The sequence below is a fragment of the Alcanivorax sp. genome (genome assembly GCF_040118815.1).
Taxonomy (GTDB): Bacteria; Pseudomonadota; Gammaproteobacteria; order Pseudomonadales; family Alcanivoracaceae; genus Alcanivorax.
Window position 1 is genome coordinate 230755 of sequence record NZ_JBEDTC010000019.1, and the last position, 19528, is coordinate 250282.

The 19528-nt window shown below is 60.1% G+C and carries 16 protein-coding genes; 12 read left to right on the top strand and 4 right to left on the bottom strand.

Going from position 1 to position 19528, the window contains the following annotated elements:
• Nucleotides 1–166 precede the first annotated feature (166 nt).
• The 10 genes from ABNH18_RS14935 (at nt 167) to rsd (ending at nt 13102) form a co-directional block, all read left to right on the top strand.
• Nucleotides 167–1501, top strand: a complete 1335-nt coding sequence (locus ABNH18_RS14935; RefSeq protein ID WP_349383601.1) for an efflux RND transporter periplasmic adaptor subunit — start codon at nt 167–169, stop codon at nt 1499–1501.
• The gene (locus ABNH18_RS14940) at nt 1494–5105 is read left to right on the top strand and encodes an efflux RND transporter permease subunit (protein WP_349383602.1); all 3612 of its coding nucleotides are present in this window, start codon (nt 1494–1496) and stop codon (nt 5103–5105) included. The genes ABNH18_RS14935 and ABNH18_RS14940 overlap by 8 nt, the downstream gene beginning before the upstream one ends.
• Nucleotides 5106–5391: 286 nt before the next feature.
• Nucleotides 5392–5754: a response regulator gene (locus ABNH18_RS14945; RefSeq protein ID WP_349383603.1), complete on the top strand. Its 363-nt coding sequence runs from the start codon at nt 5392–5394 to the stop codon at nt 5752–5754.
• A 183-nt stretch (nt 5755–5937) separates the two neighbouring features.
• The gene (locus tag ABNH18_RS14950; protein WP_349383604.1) at nt 5938–8313 is read left to right on the top strand and encodes a Tex family protein; all 2376 of its coding nucleotides are present in this window, start codon (nt 5938–5940) and stop codon (nt 8311–8313) included.
• 105 nt (nt 8314–8418) lie between these two features.
• Nucleotides 8419–9996 carry a glutamate--cysteine ligase gene (gshA, locus tag ABNH18_RS14955; RefSeq protein WP_349383605.1) on the top strand — a complete coding sequence of 526 codons (1578 nt, stop codon included), beginning with the start codon at nt 8419–8421 and terminating at the stop codon, nt 9994–9996.
• A gap of 196 nt (nt 9997–10192) precedes the next feature.
• On the top strand, nt 10193–10384 hold the full coding sequence (gene rmf / locus ABNH18_RS14960) for a ribosome modulation factor (RefSeq protein WP_007150230.1): 192 nt from the start codon (nt 10193–10195) through the stop codon (nt 10382–10384).
• A gap of 168 nt (nt 10385–10552) precedes the next feature.
• The gene (locus ABNH18_RS14965) at nt 10553–11056 is read left to right on the top strand and encodes a disulfide bond formation protein B (protein ID WP_349383606.1); all 504 of its coding nucleotides are present in this window, start codon (nt 10553–10555) and stop codon (nt 11054–11056) included.
• A 7-nt stretch (nt 11057–11063) separates the two neighbouring features.
• A complete protein-coding gene (locus ABNH18_RS14970) occupies nt 11064–11447 on the top strand; it encodes a CidA/LrgA family protein (RefSeq protein WP_349383607.1) in 384 nt (127 codons plus the stop codon).
• The gene (locus ABNH18_RS14975; protein ID WP_349383608.1) at nt 11437–12165 is read left to right on the top strand and encodes an LrgB family protein; all 729 of its coding nucleotides are present in this window, start codon (nt 11437–11439) and stop codon (nt 12163–12165) included. Before ABNH18_RS14970 ends, ABNH18_RS14975 begins: the two co-directional genes overlap by 11 nt.
• A gap of 433 nt (nt 12166–12598) precedes the next feature.
• Nucleotides 12599–13102: a sigma D regulator gene (gene rsd / locus ABNH18_RS14980; protein WP_349383609.1), complete on the top strand. Its 504-nt coding sequence runs from the start codon at nt 12599–12601 to the stop codon at nt 13100–13102.
• A gap of 257 nt (nt 13103–13359) precedes the next feature.
• Here the strand turns inward: rsd and bamJ are convergent, their stop codons facing one another.
• On the bottom strand, nt 13360–14082 hold the full coding sequence (gene bamJ / locus ABNH18_RS14985) for a BamJ family beta-barrel-assembly machinery protein (RefSeq protein ID WP_349383610.1): 723 nt from the start codon (nt 14080–14082) through the stop codon (nt 13360–13362).
• A gap of 22 nt (nt 14083–14104) precedes the next feature.
• A complete protein-coding gene (locus ABNH18_RS14990) occupies nt 14105–14446 on the bottom strand; it encodes a DUF4124 domain-containing protein (protein ID WP_349383611.1) in 342 nt (113 codons plus the stop codon).
• Nucleotides 14447–14644: 198 nt separating this feature from the next.
• On the opposite strand from ABNH18_RS14990, the gene ABNH18_RS14995 reads away from it, so the two are divergent.
• A complete protein-coding gene (locus tag ABNH18_RS14995; protein WP_349383612.1) occupies nt 14645–15382 on the top strand; it encodes a nucleotide-binding protein in 738 nt (245 codons plus the stop codon).
• Nucleotides 15383–15503: 121 nt separating this feature from the next.
• Here ABNH18_RS14995 and bioA read toward each other — a convergent pair whose 3' ends face one another.
• Together bioA and ABNH18_RS15005 are read right to left on the bottom strand one after the other, a co-directional pair.
• Nucleotides 15504–16778, bottom strand: a complete 1275-nt coding sequence (gene bioA, locus ABNH18_RS15000; RefSeq protein WP_349383613.1) for an adenosylmethionine--8-amino-7-oxononanoate transaminase — start codon at nt 16776–16778, stop codon at nt 15504–15506.
• A gap of 240 nt (nt 16779–17018) precedes the next feature.
• Nucleotides 17019–17483, bottom strand: coding sequence for a TIGR02444 family protein (locus ABNH18_RS15005; protein WP_349383614.1), 465 nt, complete (start codon nt 17481–17483; stop codon nt 17019–17021).
• A gap of 123 nt (nt 17484–17606) precedes the next feature.
• Between ABNH18_RS15005 and ABNH18_RS15010 the strand changes: the two genes are divergently transcribed.
• Nucleotides 17607–19523, top strand: a complete 1917-nt coding sequence (locus ABNH18_RS15010) for an ATP-binding cassette domain-containing protein (protein ID WP_349383615.1) — start codon at nt 17607–17609, stop codon at nt 19521–19523.
• Nucleotides 19524–19528: the final 5 nt, after the last annotated feature.

Below are 19528 nucleotides of genomic sequence, written 5' to 3' on the forward strand. Positions count from 1 at the left end.
TTACTGGTCCCTGATTTACGCGTTGTGGTCCGAACGTGCAAGAAAATGGCACGAAGAGATTGTATAAAAACATTGCCAGCGTGGAAGATAGGGGCTGCCAATAGGCACGACTATAGGAACACGTTACATTATCCGGCTGAGAACCATTATCAACAAAGGATTTCCCTTGCGAGACCGCCTGAAACACATTCCTCCCGTTGCCCGCGTTATTCTGGGCACGGTCCTGGCAATCATTCTGCTTGCTACCTTCAAGCCGTCAGCACCCACCCGAGACATCGTGGACAACCATGCCCGCGTGCGATTCGTACTGGCTGACCCTCAGGACCATTCCCCCCAGATCCAACTGTTTGGCCGGGTGCAATCGCCCCGTGCGGCAGGTCTCACCGCTGTGGTCACCGCCAACGTGGACAGCATCCCGGTGCGGGCCGGTAACCGCGTCAAAGAGGACGAACTGCTGATTCAGCTGGACGACACCGAAGCCGCCCTGGCTCGGGACCGCGCCAAGGCCACCCGCGACGAAGCCGCCGCCCAGCTGGAAACCACCCGGCTGCGCTACCAGAGCGACAAGAAGAACCTGACCCTGGAAAAAAGGCTGGCACAACTGTCCGCCGACAACCTGGAACGCATCCAATCCCTGCGTGAACGCAAACTGGTGGCCCAGACCCAGCTGGACGAAGCCGAACAAGCACAGGCCCGGGCCGACCTGTCACTCAGCCAGCGCCAACTCAGTGTCAGTGATTTCCGTAACGAACTGGCGCGCATGGAAGCCCGCCTGGCCAGCGCCGAGGCACAGCTGGAACAGACGAAGATCGACCTGGCTCGCACCACCGTGAACGCCCCATTCGACGGCACCGTTACCCAGGTGAGCGTAGCCCCTGGCGAGCGGGTGCGTCCCGGCGAGCCGCTGATCGACCTGTTTGCGGACACCGAACTGGAAGTACGCGCCCAAATTCCCGACCGTTATCTGCCTGCCGTACGCCAAGGCTTGATCGCCGGCGACCTGGCCGCCAGCACCCAGCTGGAAGGCCACACCCTGCCGCTGAAACTGAAACGCCTAGCCGGCGATGCCGCCGATGCCCGCGGCGGTATCGATGGTCTGTTCGCTTTCAACGACAACCTCCCCAACGGCGCCCCCAGCGCTGCCTTGGGCCGCCCGCTGACCATTACCCTGACACTGCCTGCCCAGCCGCAACTGCTGTCGCTGCCAGCCACCGCATTGCATGGCCTCAACCGGCTTTATCGCATCGACGCAGATGACCACTTACAACGCGTTGACGCCCGCATCGTCGGGGAAGCCATCGACGGCGACCAGTCCCGGCTGCTGCTACGCGCCGATAGCCTGACTGGCGGTGAACGGATCATGATCACCCAGCTGCCCCAGGCCATCGTCGGTCTGCCCGTGGACGCACAGCCGGTTCCTGGCAGTAACGCAGACATGCAAACCGACAATACCCCAGTAACTGACGACGGCGCGGATCATCAGGGCGGTGACCGTGAGTGAGTCGCGGGGTCTGATCGCCAGTTTTACCGAACACAAGGTCGCCTCCAACCTGCTGATGATCCTGATGATCATGCTCGGGGTACTGGGCCTGACCCGGCTAAACACTCAGCTGTTCCCGGATTTTGACTTTGAGTACGTCACCGTCACCATCCCCTGGCGCGGCGCCAGCCCGGAAGATGTGCAACGCTCTATCACCATCCCTGTTGAGCAGGCCCTGAAAACCCTGCCCAACACCCGCAAGCTGATTGCCCGCTCGCAGCAAGGCGCCAGCGCTATCTTTATCGAGCTGGAAGACGGCAGCGACCTGGGCCTGGCCCTGGATGAAGTGCGCCAGCGCATCGACTCTATACGCAACTTGCCCCAGGACGCAGAACGGCCGGTGATTCAGAAAATCACCCGCTATTCGCTGGTTACGTCGATCCTGGTATCCACAGAAAACGGCAGCCGGGAAGAACTGCGCCCGCTAGTGCGAGAAATGGAGGATGAACTGCTCGCGCTGGGGGTCGGCAAAGTGGAGTTCATTGGCCTGCCGGAAGAGGAAATGGCCATTCAGGTGCCCACCAGCACCCTCCATGATTTGGGCATGACCCTGGGCCAAATCGGCGACAAGGTACGCAGCTTCAGCCAGGACACCCCCGCCGGCACCGTGGGCCGTGACGACGCCGCCAAACAACTGCGTGCCCTGGGCCAACGCCGTGACGAAAAGGCGTTTGCCGAACTTCCTCTGATTACCACCGCCGACGGCCAGCAACTGAGCCTGGGCGATGTCGCCATCATCGAACGGCGCGCACGGGATGATCAGGCCACGCTCACCTTCGAAGGCAAGCCGGCCATCGAGCTGCAGGTGATGCGCGGCGAAGACGACGACATGCTCGACCTGGCCGAGAAGGTTCGCACCTGGGGAGGCGAGTACACGCATTCGCTGCCCGATGGCGTCAAAATGACGTTCTACTTCGAGGCGTGGAAGCATGTTCAGGAGCGCATCTCCACACTGCTCTGGAACGGCATTTCCGGCCTGGTACTGGTGATCCTCACCCTCTATTTCTTCCTCAATGCGCGGGTCGCCTGGTGGGTTACCGTGGGCATTCCGGTGTCCTTCATGGCCACCCTCGGCATCCTTTGGGCGTTTGGCGGCACCATCAACATGATCAGCCTGTTCGGCCTGATTCTGGCGTTGGGGCTGATCGTGGACGATGCCATCGTGGTGGGCGAAGACACCCTCACCCACCTGCAACAGGGCGAGTCCGCCCAGCGCGCAGCCCTGGGCGGGGCCCGGCGCATGTTCTGGCCGGTGGTGGCATCGTCCACCACCACCATCGCCGCCTTCCTGCCACTGGGAATGATGGGCGGCGCCATGGGCAAGATATCTTTCGATATTCCCTTCGTGATGATCTGCGTGATTCTAGCCTCACTGCTGGAATGCTTCCTGGTGATGCCCGGTCATCTGCACCACAGCTTCCGGGGCATCGAGGTCAAGGCCAGCGGCCTGCGCGAACGCATCGACATTGGTTTCAATCGCTTCCGGGATGAGCGCTTCCGGCCTTTGGTGGAATGGTCCATTACCCACCGCAAGCTGGTGAGTGTGTCCGCCGTCTGCGCCTTCGTTATTGCCCTGTCGCTGGTGTCCACCGGCTGGCTCAAGTTCACCTTCTTCCCGCCGGTCGATGGCGACCAACTGCGCGCCGTGGCAGAGTTTTCTTCCGGCACCGACAAGCAACAGGTGGACGACTTCCTGGCCGAGCTGGAACACTCTCTGGAAGAAACCAACGAGGAGCTGGGCGGGCATCTGGTCCATACCATTATCAGCCACCACGGCGCCGCCGCCGGCTTCCCCAACATCGGCGGACGCCAGGACAAGTTCGGTGACGAATACGGCACCCTGGTCGTCGAGGTCTACACCGGCTCGGACCGGGACATCTCCAACGACGAGTTGATTGACGCCTGGCGCGAAAAACTGGCTATGCCCGCCGGCCTGGATCAACTCACCATTTCCCAGGCCGAAGCCGGCCCTCCCGGAAAACCCATTGAGGTGAAACTCACCGGCAGTGACGCTCCCACTCTGAAAGCTGCCTCACTGGCGCTGCAGGAACGCCTTGGGCAGTTCACCGGCGTCAGCAACGTGGACGATGACCTTCCTTACGGCAAGGAACAGCTCACCTTCGAACTCACCGCTCAGGGCCGCGCCCTGGGGTTAACGCTCAGTGACGTGGCCAGCCAGCTACGGGCCGCCTTCGATGGCAGCCTAGCGCAGCTCTACAACGAGGAAGACGAAGAAGTGGAAGTACGGGTGATGCTGCCAGACAGTGAGCGTCGCCGCTTCAGCGCCCTAGAGCGCCTGCCCATCATCACCAACCAGGGCGAAGCCATACCCCTGCGCGACGTGGTCACGTTTGACGCGCGCAAAGGGGTAGACCTGTTACGCCGGGTCGACGGCGAATTGGCCGCCACCGTGTACGCCGACCTGGACCCGGAACAAGGCAACGCCAACGAGATCATCGCCACCCTCAACGAAGGCATCCTGCCGGAGCTGAAAAGCCAGTACGGCATTGGCGTAGGCTACGAAGGCAAACTTCAGGAACAGGCAGAAAACCTGCGCGATCTGGCTACCGGCGCGTTGCTCGGGTTGGTAATTATTTATATCGTGCTGGCTTGGGTTTTCAGTTCCTACTCCTGGCCGCTGGCGATCATGGTAGCGATCTTCTTCGGCCTCACCGGCGCGGTGATCGGGCACATCTTCACCGCCCCCTTCGGCATCAAGTTTTCCATGTTCTCGGCCATGGGACTGTTCGGCCTGTCCGGCATTATCGTCAATGACTCCATCGTACTGGTGAGCTTTTACCAGCAACTGGTGGCCGAAGGCATGGAACGTTTCCAGGCGATCACCGAAGCCTGTGTGCGACGTCTGCGCGCGGTGCTGCTGACCTCCATCACCACGGTCGCCGGGCTGACACCGATCCTGTTCGAAAGCTCCCTGCAGGCCCAGTTCCTCAAACCCATGGCCGTGAGCCTGGTGTTCGGCTTGTTGTTCGGCACCGGGCTGATTTTGCTCGTGGTGCCGGCCATGCTGATGCTGATCGAAGAACAGCGCGACCGCTTCCATGGGCTCAGCCGCCACCTGGCGCCGCACAACTGGGGCACACTGTTGCAGCGCGCCTGGCGCTTTGATCCCAGCCACCACCGCCAGCAACTCGGCCCTCAGGGGCTGGGCGGCAACCTGTGGTGGGTCATGCTGCTCGGGCCCTATCTGCTGTTCAAAGTGTTCGGCAACCTGCCCCTGCTCAAGGCCGCCGCCAGCGACGATGGCAACCTGATGCTCATGGCACCCGCCGGACTCCTGTGGCTGCTGATGCTTGGGCTGGGCGCGGCGTTCCTGTGGTGCCTGTTCCGGCGCCGCCAACGGGCCCTGGCCCTGGCCCCGGGCTGGTTGCTGGTCACCGGGATCGGCAGCCTCATGATTGCCGCCCTGGCGCCGCTGGCAGGTGATGCCGGCGATGTGTTGGCCAACAGCTTTTGGGCCCTGGCCCGCTGGTCGCTGGTAACGGCCCTGATCGTGCTGCCGATTCTGCTTTGGGGGCGGCGCAGCGCCCACACGCTGACGAGATAGCTGCAAGCCACAAGCTTCAAGCTGCAACGCGAAAAGGCTCGGTGCGCAGCGGCTACCCTAGTCGCCGCGCACCGATGGACGATAATCGCGGGCAGGGCCGAGGATTCGGCACCGCCCCTGCCCGCGTTGTAGCTTGTAGCTTGCGGCTTTTTGCCGACACTTTGCGGCACACAGGTGCCACAATTCGACAGCTTACCTTTTGAGCAGTGGCTGGTATGATGGGCGATTGGATCAAGACATATAAAAATACAGCCGATGGGATCAATGCCGGCTTGAGGAGAGCAACATGGCCAAAATTCTTGTGGTGGACGATTCCCCGACCCAACTGACCAATCTGGTTAAGATTGTCCAGGGTCAGGGCCATGATGTCGTCACCGCCACCAACGGCATGGAAGGGATCGAGAAAGCCAAGCAGGAACAGCCCGATCTGATCCTGATGGATGTGGTTATGCCGGAACTGAATGGCTTCCAGGCCACCCGCAAGATCACTCGTGACCCCGTCACAGAAAGCATCCCGGTGATTCTGGTAACCACCAAAGACCAGGAAACCGACAAGGTCTGGGGCGAGCGCCAGGGCGCCTTCGGCTATGTGGTCAAACCGCCGGTAGAAGCCGAGCTGGTGGCCAAGATCAATGAAGCGCTAGGCTGAGTCACCCTCCATGGCCCAGCACGCGCGGTGATCGAGCATCCATGATGTCGCGCCACAGCCACAGCCGCTTTTACAAGTCAATCTATCAACGACCGGATTCATTCCCTATGATTCCGGTCGTTTTGTATTTGAAGAACGCTTGCACGCAGCACGTTTGCAGGCCGTACGCCGCCAGGATATATCATGCGTAGTATCGAACAGATCATTGCCGAAGAAATCAGTTGCCAGGAGCGCCAGGTCAACGCCGCCGTTGCCCTGCTCGACGAAGGTTCCACTGTCCCCTTTATCGCCCGTTACCGTAAAGAAGTCACCGGCGGCCTGGACGACACCCAACTGCGTACCCTGGAAGAACGGCTGCGTTACCTGCGCGAGATGGAAGAGCGCCGCGAGGCCATCCTGAAAAGTATCACCGAGCAGGAAAAGCTCACCCCGGAACTGGAAAAGGCAATCAAGGCCGCCGACACCAAGACCCGGCTGGAAGATCTTTACCTGCCCTACAAACCCAAGCGCCGCACCCGGGCCCAGACCGCCCGCGAAGCTGGGCTGGAGCCGCTGGCTAACGGCCTGATGGACGACCCGACCCAGGATCCGGAAGCACTGGCCGCCGGTTACCTGAATGAGGAACACAAGATTGCCACCGCCAAGGATGCTCTAGACGGTGCCAAGCAGATCCTCATGGAGCGCTTCGCCGAAGACGCCGAGCTACTCACTCGCCTGCGTACCTTCCTCTGGGACAAGGGCCAGATCCAGGCGAAAGTCGTAGACGGCAAAGAGAAAGACGGCGCCAAGTTCAGCGACTACTTCGATCACAGCGAAACCCTCAAAGGCATTCCCAGCCACCGCGCACTGGCCCTGTTCCGCGGCCGCAATGAAGGCATCCTGCATGTTTCCATGGTACTGCCGGAAGAACTGGAGAATGCCCAGCCGCATCCCTGCGAAGCCATGGTCACCGCCGTAGCGGACTGGCAGCACGCCGGCCGCGCCGCCGATGACTGGCTCAAGGAAGTGATGCGCTGGACCTGGAAAATCAAACTCAACACCCACCTGGAAACCGAGCTACTGGGCCGGGTGCGGGAAATGGGAGAGGAAGAAGCCATTCAGGTTTTCGCCCGTAACCTGAAAAGCCTGCTGATGGCCTCTCCCGCCGGTCCCAAGTGCACCATGGGCCTGGACCCGGGCCTGCGTACCGGCGTGAAAGTGGTTGTCGTAGACGCCACCGGCAAGCTGCTGGAACACACCACCGTGTTCCCCCACCAGCCGAAAAAGCAGTGGGACCAGTCGCTCAGCAAGCTGGCTACCATGAGCAAACAACACGGTGTGGAACTGATCGCCATCGGTAACGGCACCGCCAGCCGGGAAACCGACAAACTGGCCGGCGAAGTGGTCAAGCTACTCAAGGATCAGCCGATCCAGAAAATCATCGTTTCCGAAGCCGGCGCGTCGGTGTACTCCGCCTCGGAAATGGCCGCCCGGGAATTCCCGGAACTGGACGTGTCCTTCCGTGGCGCAGTCTCCATCGCCCGCCGCCTGCAGGACCCGCTGGCCGAACTGGTGAAGATCGACCCGAAAGCCATCGGCGTGGGCCAGTACCAGCACGACGTGAGCCAGGTAAAACTGTCCCGCTCTCTGGATACCGTGGTGGAAGACTGTGTGAACTCCGTGGGCGTGGACGTGAACACCGCCAGCGCCCCGCTGCTGGCCCGTATTGCCGGGCTCAACAGCACCATCGCCGGCAACATCGTCACCTTCCGGGAAAAGAACGGCGCCTTTGCCAGCCGTGCCAACCTGAAACTGGTGCCGCGTCTGGGCGACAAGACCTTTGAACAGGCCGCCGGTTTCCTGCGCATCATGAACGGCGAAAACCCGCTGGACAGCTCCTCGGTACACCCGGAAGCCTACCCGGTGGTTGAAAAGATCGCCGGCAAGCATGGCCGCCCCCTGAAAGATCTGGTCGGTGACGTGCCGTTCCTGAAGAAGGTTAACGCCGCCGACTTCACCGACGACAGTTTCGGCCTGCCCACTGTCACCGACATTCTCAGCGAACTGGAAAAACCCGGCCGCGACCCGCGCCCGGAATTCAAGGCAGCGGTCCTCAAGGATGGCGTGGAAACCCTCAAGGATCTGAAACTGAGCATGATCCTGGAAGGCACCGTCACCAACGTGACCAACTTTGGCGCCTTCGTGGATGTGGGCGTTCATCAGGATGGCCTGGTGCATGTGTCCGCGCTGGCCGACAAGTTCGTGGAAGACCCGCATCAAGTGGTGGCCCCCGGCGATATCGTCAAAGTGAAAGTGCTGGACGTGGACTTGGACCGTAAACGCATCAGCCTGACCATGCGTATGGACGACCAGCCCACCGAAAAAACCAGCGGCCCGCGCCCCACCAGCAACCGTGCCAATCAGGCCGGCAAAGGCAATAATCAACGCCGCGGTGGCGGTGGTAACGGTGGCGGTCAACGCGCCGGCGGTCAGCCCCAGGGCGGCGGCGGCACCTTTGCCGACCTGTTTGCCAAGGCCAAGGAAGAGAAGCAGAAGAAAGACGGCAAGAAGCGCTCCTGATCGGGAGTGACTTTTCAGCGTCATTCTATTGCCCCATGATTGTCGGAATTCCGTCACACCCGCGGCCAGCCCCACATCTGGGCGGCCGCACGACAGGCCCCAACCATGAAGCATCTTGAACAGCGAATTCATGCCCTGCTGAATTCAGATGCCGCTGCCACCCTGGCCGGTATCCGTCGTGGCATCGAAAAAGAAAGCCTGCGCATCACCACCGATGGCACCTTGGCGCAAACGCCGCACCCCAAAGCGCTGGGCTCCGCGCTGACGCACCCTTATATCACCACGGATTATTCCGAGGCGCTGCTGGAATTCATTACGCCCCCCAGCACTGAGCTGCACAAACCCATCGAATTTCTCGAGCAACTGCACCGCTACGTGTACAGCCACATCGGTGACGACGTGCTGTGGGTCAACTCCATGCCCTGCATGATCGGCAAGGACAGTGACGTGCCGGTGGCGCAATATGGCAGCGCCAATGTGGGCCGCATGAAAACCGTCTACCGCGAAGGCCTGGGCCACCGCTACGGTCGCAAGATGCAGACCATCGCCGGGATTCATTACAACTTTTCCTACCCGGAAGAGTTTTGGAAATTACATCAGCAACTGGAAGGCGACAGCGCGCCGTTGCAGGATTACATTTCCCGTCGCTACTTTGATCTGACTCGCAATTTCCAGCGCTACTCCTGGCTATTGGTGTACCTGTTCGGCGCATCACCCGCGTTATGCTCCTCTTTCCTGGCAGGCCGTGAACACGATTTGCTGGAGCGTTTTGACCACTCCCTATATCGCCCCCAGGCCACCAGCCTGCGCATGAGCGACCTGGGTTACCAAAACAACGCCCAGTCGTCCCTGGCCATCAGCTACAACAATCTGGATGAGTACGTCAGCACGCTCACCCATGCCATCAAGACGCCAGAACCAGCCTACGAAAAGATGGGCGTCAAAGTCACCGGCGCGGATGGTCGTGAGACGTACCAGCAGCTCAACACCAATATTCTGCAGATCGAAAACGAGTACTACTCATCGATTCGTCCCAAACGCACCATCAATCCCGGCGAGCGCCCCACCACCGCCCTGCAGGAACGCGGCGTGGAATACATCGAGATCCGCGCGCTGGACCTGAACCCGTTCGAACCGGTGGGCATCAACCAGCAAGAAATCCGTTTCCTGGACCTGTTTGCCACCTATTGCCTGCTGCGCGAATCGCCACAGCTGGAAAAATGCGACCTGCATGCCAGCAAGGAAAACCTGCGCAAGGTGGTCTACGACGGCCGCAACACCGACATCCAGCTCTACAACTGGGGCAAGTCCGTGAGCCTGAAAGATTGGGCCACGGAAAAGCTGGAACAGATGCAGCCTATTGCCGAACTGTTTGACCGCGCCCACGGCGGCACCAACTATGCCGACGCCTTGGCTCACCAGCAGGAAAAAGTCGATAACCCGGACGCCACCCCGTCTGCGCGAATTCTGGCACAACTGGAAAGCCGCAATCAGGGCTTCTTCCAGTTCGCCATGGATCAGGCCTTGGCCCATCGCGACCACTTCCTGTCCCGCCAGCGTTGCGATGCCACCAACCAACAACTGGAAGAACTGGCCGCCGACAGCCTGGCCGAGCAGGCCGCCGGTGAAGCCGCCGACCAGCAATCCTTCGAGGATTACCTGGCGGATTACTTCCGCGATTGATGTGGCGGAGATCGGCCATTGCCGATTTCCGCCATCACCGTGGCGTTTCACTGCGACACATTCCGTTGCACAGCTCATCCGAAACGCTGCACCCCACCTGCGTTTGCTGCATTTGCACAACAAAAATGCGGACTCGCACGCTATGCAAATAGCACCGCAGTGCTACTCTCCATGGAACGTGACAAGGAGCAACGCCATGTCTCCAGACCGGGAGCAGTGCGAAAAAGCGTACAATCAGGGCTGCATGTGGGGAATGTCCGGCGGTGATAGCAACCGCTGCCCCTATACGGATGCCCCGCTGACGCAATGGTGGTTTGACGGCTGGCAAGCCGGCATCGATGCCTGGCACGACCGCAACCTGCAGCAGAAAAACGCCAAACAGGCCTGACCCAGATCCGCGTAGTGCCTCAAGCACCCTTATCCACCTTAGCGGGAAACGATACCCGGCGCAGCGCTTCCGTCCGGCATTGAGCGTCTTGCATCCGGCGAGTTTCCCCCTTGCCGCCACCGGCGCTTTTGCCTACCCTTCGCCGGTCCCCGACGAAAAGAGCCGACCATGCCGTCCTTCATTCCTGCTCCACGCCTGCTGAATATTCTCACCTTGCTGGCTTGCCTGGCCGCCATGGCCGGCGCCCTGTACCTGCAACATGTGGATGGACTGGAACCCTGCCCTCTGTGTATTTTCCAGCGCGTCGGCGTGATCGCCGGGGCGGCGATCCTGTTGATTGCTAGCCTGCATGGTCCGAAAGGCGTGGGGGTACGCATCTACGGCGCATTGACGGCCATGGCTGCCCTCGGTGGTGGCGCCGTGGCAGCCCGTCACATCTGGCTGCAAAACCTGCCGGCGGACCAAGTGCCCGCCTGCGGCCCCGGCCTGGACTACATGCTCGACGTCTTCCCCCTGCAGAATGTGCTCCAGCAAGTGCTGGCAGGCTCCGGCGAATGCGCAGAGATGGATTGGTCGTTTCTGGGCTTGAGCCTGCCCGCCTGGTCCATGGTGGTGTTTGGCGGCCTGTTGATCGTCGCCCTGATTCAGATGTTCCGCCCGCTGCCACGCTGAGCCCGTCATGATCGATGGCTTACTGATCCTGCTACTGTTCCAGTTTTTCGGTGAGGTGATTATTCGTCTCACCGGCATCCCCTTGCCCGCCTCTGTGGTCGGCATGGTGCTGTTGCTGCTCGCGTTACTGCTGGAAGCCCCGTTCACGCAACGGGTGGCCCCCGCCGCCGCCGGCCTGATCAAGCACATCAGCCTGCTGATCTTTCCGCTCGGAGTGGGCATTGTGCTGCAATGGCATCGCTACGAAGAGTACGCCCTGGCGCTGGGCGTAGCCGTGGTGCTGGGCACCATTCTCAGCATGATCCTGGTCACCCTGATGCTGAAAAAGCTGCTCGGTGGCAAACACCAGGAGCCCACCAGCAAAGCCCATGGAGACGACCATGCCGGCTAACCTGGATGCCCTGGCCGGGCTGGTGCACACACCTCTGTTTGGTGTGCTGCTGACACTGGCCAGTTACCGCTTCGCCCTCTTTATTTACGGGCGCAGCAACAGCCTGCCCATTTTCCACCCCTTCCTGGTGGCCTCCATCCCGGTGATTATCGTGCTGCCGCTGGTGAACGTGGACTACGAGGAATACCGCGAACAGACACAGATCATTGCCTTTTTGTTAGGCCCGGCCACCGTAGCCCTGGCCTGGCCGTTGTACCGGCAACTGCACACCGTGCGCAGCGTGCTCACGCCCATTGTCATCGCCACTATTCTCGGCGCCCTGATCTCTGCCGCCATTGCAGTGGGGCTGGCCTGGTGGCTGGGGGCCCCCCCGGAAGTGGTGGGCTCACTGGCGCCCAAATCCATCACCACGCCGATTGCCGTAGAGGTGGTAAAATCCACCGGTGGTTATGTATCCCTGGCCGCCGGCGCCGTGGCGATTACCGGCATTGTCGGCGCGCTCTCTGCCGGGCCTATCTTCCGCCTATTGAAAGTCACCGACCACCGGGTGAAAGGCTTTGCGCTGGGGCTAGTGGCCCACGCTATCGGTACCGCCCGTGCCTTCGAGTATGGCGAGAAAGCCGGCGCCTTCGCCGGCCTGGCACTGGGCCTGTGCGGCCTGGTCACCGCCATGGCCCTGCCCTGGCTGTGGCCCTGGGTGGCGCAGCATCTCGGCTAATGCGGATTAACCTGAAGCATTACCGCTGTGCCAGCTCAACCGGAGGGACGGCATTGCTCGTTTTGCAGGACGCAAGAAGCCTGATACCTGACATTACACCCCCAAAGCAAACCGGTGGTGTGACCACAACCCGACCCGGTTTGCACAGCCGTCTGGCGTCAAGCACCCGGCATCAGGCGTTCCTGTCCGCCGTACAAAGCACTAAAAACGTCTGCCTTATAAAAAATCCGTCTTTACCGGCAAGTGGCTGACCCGGCGCTGTTTTTTGTCGGCATTCAGTCGCCACCCCGCAAAGGTCACTTTCTGCCCATTGCGCCCTCGATACCCTCCATCCTAGTCTCGATAGCCCTGCTGAAGAATCACAACTCCGGGCACACGGCACCGCTGGTACCGGCCCAAGGCAGTCTCAGCCATTCACTAAGGAGGGAACACAATGGCGAGTTCCACGTCTGCAGCACTGGCCCAATGGCAACGTATCGAAGCGCTGGTACAAGCTTGGCTGGATGAACGCCAGCAGCTAATTGTGCTGCTCTGTACCATGCAAGGCCTGAAAGGCCTCTCTACCCCCCAACCCTACGACAACCCTCAGCCCATGCACCGACAGGTACAGCGATTCTGTCAGCTATTGATGGACTACATCAGTGCCGGCTATTTTGAGGTGTATCGGGAACTGGTTAACGAAGCCCGGCATTTTCACCGGGAAAACCCGGCACTGACCCGGCAGATTCTGCAAAAACTGGACAGCTCCACCGATGCAGCGCTGGCCTTTAACGAAGACTTCGAACACCCCAACCAATGTCTGACCCAGCGCAAGGTATTGCCCCAGCGTATCAGTGCACTGATGGAGACCCTTGAGGAACGCTTTGCGTTGGAGGACCAGCTGATTCTCAGTATTCACCAACAAGAGCCTCCGGCCCGGCAAAGCGCGACGCACTAGAAGCAGTGGCTAGCGACGAGCTTCTAGCTGCGAGAAAAACAAGCAGGCGCCTGATGCCGTCGCTCCGGCCCAATGCATTTTCAAAAAAAATGCTCTGGGGTTAGTGAACCTTTCCGGCTTTGCCTATCTGTTTTTTCGTAGCTCGTAGCTCGTAGCTCGTAGCTCGTAGCTCGTAGCTCGTAGCTCGTAGCTCGTAGCTCTAAACCAAAAAGGGCGCCCGAAGGCGCCCTTTTTGTTGAAGCGTGAGACGAGGGAGTTTATTCCTCGTCGGCGCTTTCCTCATTACCGCTGCCTTTCACATCCAGCAGTTCGATTTCGAAAATCAGCACCTGATTCGGACCAATGTCACCACCAGCGCCTTGCTCACCGTAGGCCAAAGACGGCGGCAGAACGATTTTCCACTTGTCGCCTTCTTTCATCATCGGCAAGGCTTCCTGCCAACCCGGAATGATCTGCTGCAGGCCGAAGGTGGCCGGCTTATCACGCTCTACGGAGCTGTCGAACACGGTGCCGTCGGGCAGCGTGCCGTGGTAGTGCACTTCCACGGTATCTTGCAAGGTCGGAGACGGTGCGCCGTCTTCGCCGGAGGCCAGCACTTCGTACTGCATGCCGCTGTCGGTAACGGTCACGCCGTCACGCTCGGCATTGTCTGCCAGGAATTTTTCGCTGGCTTCCTGGTTCTGGCCAGCTTCTTCTTCCACTTTCTTCTGCTGGGCGGCCATCATGCGACCCTGGAAATCACGGATCAGCTGATCCAGATCTTCATCACCCAGGCGGGACTCGCCCTTCTCGTCGAAGCCATCACGCAGGCCTGCAACCATGGCATCCAGGTCCAGGTTTTCCAGGCTACGCATCTGCTCCGCACTGCGGAAACCCAGCGCGTAGGACGCCTTCTGGTCATCCGTTTTCACTTCCGCTTTTTCCTGACCACAGGCTGCCAGCAAGACAGTCCCTGCCAGCACGATTCCCAATTTCTTCATTCTGCCTCCAATTGGCCTACTGTTATTGTTTCCGTTGTGTCTCTTCAAGCCCCTTGCCACCGCGCATGTCTTGCGCGCTGATGGTGTCCGGGGCCTTTACTGTAACGGGTTCCGCCGACACACCCGGCGGCGGAATCTGGCCATACTGCCAGTTTCCATCGGGGTCACGCCAGCGATACAGTTCCGCGCCACCCTTTTTTTCCAGCCAGGGAGACACACTCCCATCGAACAACTTTTCCGGCTGTTGCCAGTTCTGTTCTACATGCTGCCAGTCCAGTAGTGGCTTGCCGCCACCCAGTGGCACAACAAACAATGCCGCCAGCACTGCCAGCAGCAGCACAACAATAATGAGCAAAAAACGCATAATGCCGGATTCCCCTGTATTGAGCCTCTTCACGGGATCGAGTTCCCGGTGGATGCAAAATAACATCACAATTTACATCACTTATGCCACTTTTACGGTAGTGTTGAATTTGTGAGCATAATCACCCTTTCTTCCGACAGTCACCGCACCGGTATTAGGGGCAGGTAGAATCATACGAAATAACCATAAAGAAACGGTATGAACAGCGCACAGAACAGCTCATCCACGGGGATCGGCTCCCGGCATCGCTCCCAGTCATCGCGTTTGGTGATTCTGGTCGCGAACAGCAAAGGCGGTTGCGGCAAAACCACCATTGCCAGCAATCTGGCCTGCTATTTCGAGGCTTTGGGGCGCCCGGTATGCCTGATGGACTTGGATCCGCAGCAATCCGCCACCCAGTGGCTGAAGATGCGCAAATCCTCCACCATTCAAACCCTCAGCTGGCCTGCCGGCGAACCGGTTTCCCTTGGCCGCTTGCAACAGCGACTGGATCAGGCGGGCAACCTGGTGATCATCGACTCCCCTGCCGGGCTGGATACGCACCAGCTGGATCACCTGTTACGACTCTCCCAGGTGGTTCTGGTTCCTGTGCTCCCCAGCCCCATCGATATCCGCGCCACCACCCGTTTTCTGCAAAGCGTCATGCTTACCCCCAGCTACCGCCGGCGCCCCCGGCGGCTGGCGGTGATCGCCAATCGCGCGCGCACCCGCACCAAAATGTACGAAGCCCTGCGCCAGTTTCTCTCCAGCCTGAAGATTCCCTACCTGGTAACCCTGCGCGATACCCAGCTCTACGTGCAAGCCATGAGCCAAGGCGAGGGCATCATGGACGCCGCCGTCTCCCGCCACCTTGAAGACCAGCAACACTGGCGCCTGATTGGCGAGTGGCTGGAAGTACAGCGGCACCTGATTCAGACCATGCCGGGGTTTCGGTGATAACGCAGCGGCGAGCTACAAGCTTCTAGCGGCCAGAAAAAACAAACCAGAAGCAGCGAAAAACCCGCGGAGTGAAGAGAACTTTCCTGCTTGCCGCTATCTATTTTCTCGTAGCTCGTAGCTACCCCTGTTCGGCCAAATCCCGCAACGCACCGGTCAGCTTGCTCAAATCTTCAGGCTCAATCACAAACGGCGGCATGATGTAGACCAACTTGCCGAACGGACGAATCCACACTCCCAGCTCCACAAAGCGTGCCTGCACCTGCTCCATAGCCACAGGCTCCTTCATCTCCATCACCCCGATGGCACCCAGCACCCGAGTGTCGGCTACAGTGGGCAAAGCCTTTAGGGGCAGCAGTTCGTTTTGGAGCTGGGTTTCGATAGCAGCCACTTTTTCCTGCCAACCGGAATCCAGCAACAACTGGATACTGGCATTGGCCACGGCACAGGCTAGCGGGTTACCCATAAAGGTCGGCCCGTGCATCAGCACGCCGGCTTCACCGTCACAAATACCCGCCGCCACCTGGCCGGTGCATAGTGTGGCCGCCAGCGTCATGTAGCCACCGGTGATCGCCTTGCCAAGGCAAAGGATATCCGGGCAGACATCGGCATGTTCCAGCGCAAACAGTTTGCCGGTGCGGCCAAAGCCGGTGGCGATTTCATCAAAGATCAGCAGCACGCCGTACTCATCGCACAGGGCCCGCACCGCCTTCAGATACGTAGGGTGATAGATACGCATGCCGCCGGCACCCTGCACGATGGGTTCCAGAATCACGGCGGCAATATCCTGATGGTGGGCCGCCAGCATCTGCTGGATGGACTCCAGATCCGCGGTGTCGAAGTCACCGTCGTAGGGACATTGCGGTGTCTCAGCAAAATAATGTTTGGCCAGCACGCCACTGAATAGTGAATGCATGCCGTTGACGGGGTCACAGGCCGCCATGGCACCGAACGTATCGCCGTGATAACCGTTACGCAGGGCCAGCAACTTGTCCTTGCCGGTGTACCCCTGGCTAAGCCAGTACTGCAGCGCCATCTTGATCGCCACTTCCACGGACACCGAGCCACTGTCTGCCAAAAACACTTTTTCCAGCGGATCCGGCGTCAACGCCACCAGCTTCTTGCCCAGTTCCACCGCCGGTTCGTGGGTCAGCCCCCCGAACATCACATGGGCCATCCGGTCAATCTGGTCCTTGGCCGCCTGGTTCAACACCGGGTGGTTATAGCCATGCACCGCCGCCCACCAGGACGACATGCCATCTATCAATTCGCGGCCATCTTCCAGCGTCAGCCGCACTCCAGCCGCACTGGCCACGGGAAAGGTCGGCAGAGGCTTCGAGGTGGAGGTATAGGGATGCCAGAGGTGGTCGCGGTCGAAGTCGAGATCGGTGCTCATGGGATGATCCGGATAAACGTGGACAGGAAGAATGGCAGCGGAGGAGAGAAAGTTCAAAGTTGAAAAGCGCGATTTCTGTAGGAGCACCTCTTGAGGTGCGAACCGCGTGTGAACGCGGAATCGGCAGCAGGACGATCAGGCGTTCCAGGGCTCAACAGACTTTCTGGAACGGGACGGGAGTAGCGGCAATGCCCTTTCCTCGCCCAGGCTCGGATTCGCACCTCAAGAGGTGCTCCTACCCTACAGTGCCACTAGTTGGCTGAGGGACGCCTGCAATCCTTCACAGCGGGCCATGTCCGGCACCAGCACCAACATCCAGCCCATCGGGTCCACCGGCTTGCCTGCCGGTAACAAGCCATCGCACAGGCCAGGCAGGGCCGTCAGCAGCCAGCGTTCGCCTTCCAGTTCCACCTGCTGGATCTGGCGTTTGAACTCGGGGAGCCGGTCGTCCTGGCTTGCCTGACGGCGCACCGCCCGCAGCGGCCGCAGGTAATCCGCCTCAAACTGCCCGGCCAGCTCCGCCAGCCGCCGCCCCACCCTGGCATCCGGCTGTTTACCCTGCTCCGCCAGCCACAGACCACACAACAGCAATGACACCGGCACCTGATATTCATCCTGCAGATGCAGACAGCCCTTCTCGAACGCCTTGTCCTGCCAACGGCCCAGCGCAAAACGCCACAGGTCCGGTGTTATCGTATTACTCACGGGTATCCCCTGGTTCACCGCCCTCGGGCAGGTTGGTGCTTAAACAGGCCATCGCTTACACTGCGCCGGTTTCCTGCACGTCTGTCACGGCACGCAGGCCACTGTCTTCAACATAGGCTCACCATGCTGTCTCTCGAACATATCAACCTTCGCCGCGGCCCCGACCTGCTGCTGGAAGATGCCAACCTGGTGCTACACAAAGGCTGGCGCGTGGGTCTGGTGGGCCGCAATGGCAGCGGCAAGAGTTCGCTGTTCAAGCTTATCATGGGCCAGCTGGAGAGCGACGGCGGCAACCTTAACCTGCCAGCCGACTGGCGCCTGGCCATGATGGCCCAGGAAGTCCCCGCGCTGGATCAGCCCGCCATCGAATATGTGCTGGACGGCCACCATGGGCTGCGCGCCGCCGAACGTAAACTGGCCGCGGCTGAACAGGCCGGTGACAATCACGCTATCGCCCTGAGCCACGGCGAGCTGGACGCTCTACACGCCTGGCAGCAACCGGCCAACGCGGCCATCCTGCTGGCCGGCCTGGGTTTTAGCGAAACCCAACAGCAACAGCCCGTAGCCAGCTTTTCCGGCGGTTGGCGCATGCGCCTTAACCTGGCCCAGGTGCTGATGAGCGATGCGGATCTGCTGCTTCTCGATGAGCCCACTAACCACCTGGATCTGGATGCCATCCTCTGGCTGCAGAGTTATCTGATTCAACAGCCCGGTGCACTGCTGGTGATCTCCCACGACCGAGCCTTTCTGGATGCCATCGTCACCCAGATTCTGCACATCGAACATAACAGCCTGAAGCAATACACCGGTGGCTACTCCGACTTTGAGCGCGAGCGCGCCGAGAAGCTGGCCCTGCAGCAGAAGATGCACGACAAGCAGCAAACCCAGGTGGCTCACCTGCAGAAGTTCATTACCCGCTTCAAGGCAAAAGCCAGCAAAGCCAAACAGGCCCAAAGCCGGGTCAAAGCCCTGGAAAAACTGGAACTGATCGCCCCCGCCCATGTGGATTCCGGCTTTAGCTTTGATTTTCATACCCCGGAAAAACTGCCCAACCCCATGGAGAATCTGGACGCGGTGCAGTGTGGCTATCAGAACGACGGCAAGAAAACGGTGATTCTCGATCAGGTAACACTCAGCCTGCGCCCGGAAACCCGCATCGGCCTGCTTGGCCCCAATGGCGCGGGCAAGTCCACACTGGTTCGTACCCTGATGGGGGAGCTACCCGCCATCGGCGGTCACTTTGAAAAAAACGACGACCTGAAAATTGGCTACTTTCATCAGCAACAGGTAGACCGCCTGGACGCCAACGACACGCCTTATCAGATGCTGTCGCGCTTCTACCCGCAATGGAGCGAATCGCAATTACGCAGCGAGCTCGGCCGTTTCGGCTTCCAGGGCAATGACGTGTTCGACCCCATCGGGCGTTTTTCCGGCGGCGAAAAAGCCCGCCTGGCACTGGCCATGATCGTCCAGCAAAAACCGGCCCTGCTGCTACTCGATGAACCCGCCAACCACCTGGACCTGGATATGCGCGAAGCGCTGACCCTGGCCCTGCAAGCCTTCGAAGGGGCCGTGGTGTTGGTCTCCCACGATCGCCACCTGCTGGAAACCACCGTGGATGATTTTTTCCTGGTGGCCAATGGGAACGTCAGCCATTTCGATGGCGACCTGGACGACTATGCTCGCTGGTTGCAACAAAACCGCCGCGACGGCAAGCCGGTAAAAGAAGAGCGCCCCAATGATGGCCAGGATGCCAAGGCCCGCCGACAGCAAGCAGCCCAACAGCGCCAACAGTTACGCCCGCTGAAAAAGCAGGTGGAAACACTGGAAAAACAACTGACCCAATGCAGTGACAAACTGGCCACCGTGGAAGACGGGCTGGGCGAAGACGCGCTATACACCGACGCCAGTCGCAAGGACGAGATGAACGGCCTGCTGGGTGATCAGGCACGGCTGAAGAAACAACACGACGAACTGGAAGGGGCACTACTGGACGCCATGGAAGCGCTGGAAACCGCCGAAAGCGAACTCGCCAGCTAGCACCC

Coding starts and splice junctions, on each gene's coding strand:
- ABNH18_RS14950 (WP_349383604.1), top strand. CDS start 5,938: ATGCGTAGTATCGAACAGATCATTGCCGAAGAAATCAGTTGCCAGGAG.
- ABNH18_RS14990 (WP_349383611.1), bottom strand. CDS start 14,446: ATGCGTTTTTTGCTCATTATTGTTGTGCTGCTGCTGGCAGTGCTGGCG.
- gshA (WP_349383605.1), top strand. CDS start 8,419: ATGAAGCATCTTGAACAGCGAATTCATGCCCTGCTGAATTCAGATGCC.
- bamJ (WP_349383610.1), bottom strand. CDS start 14,082: ATGAAGAAATTGGGAATCGTGCTGGCAGGGACTGTCTTGCTGGCAGCC.
- ABNH18_RS14970 (WP_349383607.1), top strand. CDS start 11,064: ATGATCGATGGCTTACTGATCCTGCTACTGTTCCAGTTTTTCGGTGAG.
- ABNH18_RS14945 (WP_349383603.1), top strand. CDS start 5,392: ATGGCCAAAATTCTTGTGGTGGACGATTCCCCGACCCAACTGACCAAT.
- ABNH18_RS14995 (WP_349383612.1), top strand. CDS start 14,645: ATGAACAGCGCACAGAACAGCTCATCCACGGGGATCGGCTCCCGGCAT.
- rsd (WP_349383609.1), top strand. CDS start 12,599: ATGGCGAGTTCCACGTCTGCAGCACTGGCCCAATGGCAACGTATCGAA.
- ABNH18_RS14975 (WP_349383608.1), top strand. CDS start 11,437: ATGCCGGCTAACCTGGATGCCCTGGCCGGGCTGGTGCACACACCTCTG.
- ABNH18_RS15010 (WP_349383615.1), top strand. CDS start 17,607: ATGCTGTCTCTCGAACATATCAACCTTCGCCGCGGCCCCGACCTGCTG.
- rmf (WP_007150230.1), top strand. CDS start 10,193: ATGTCTCCAGACCGGGAGCAGTGCGAAAAAGCGTACAATCAGGGCTGC.
- ABNH18_RS14965 (WP_349383606.1), top strand. CDS start 10,553: ATGCCGTCCTTCATTCCTGCTCCACGCCTGCTGAATATTCTCACCTTG.
- bioA (WP_349383613.1), bottom strand. CDS start 16,778: ATGAGCACCGATCTCGACTTCGACCGCGACCACCTCTGGCATCCCTAT.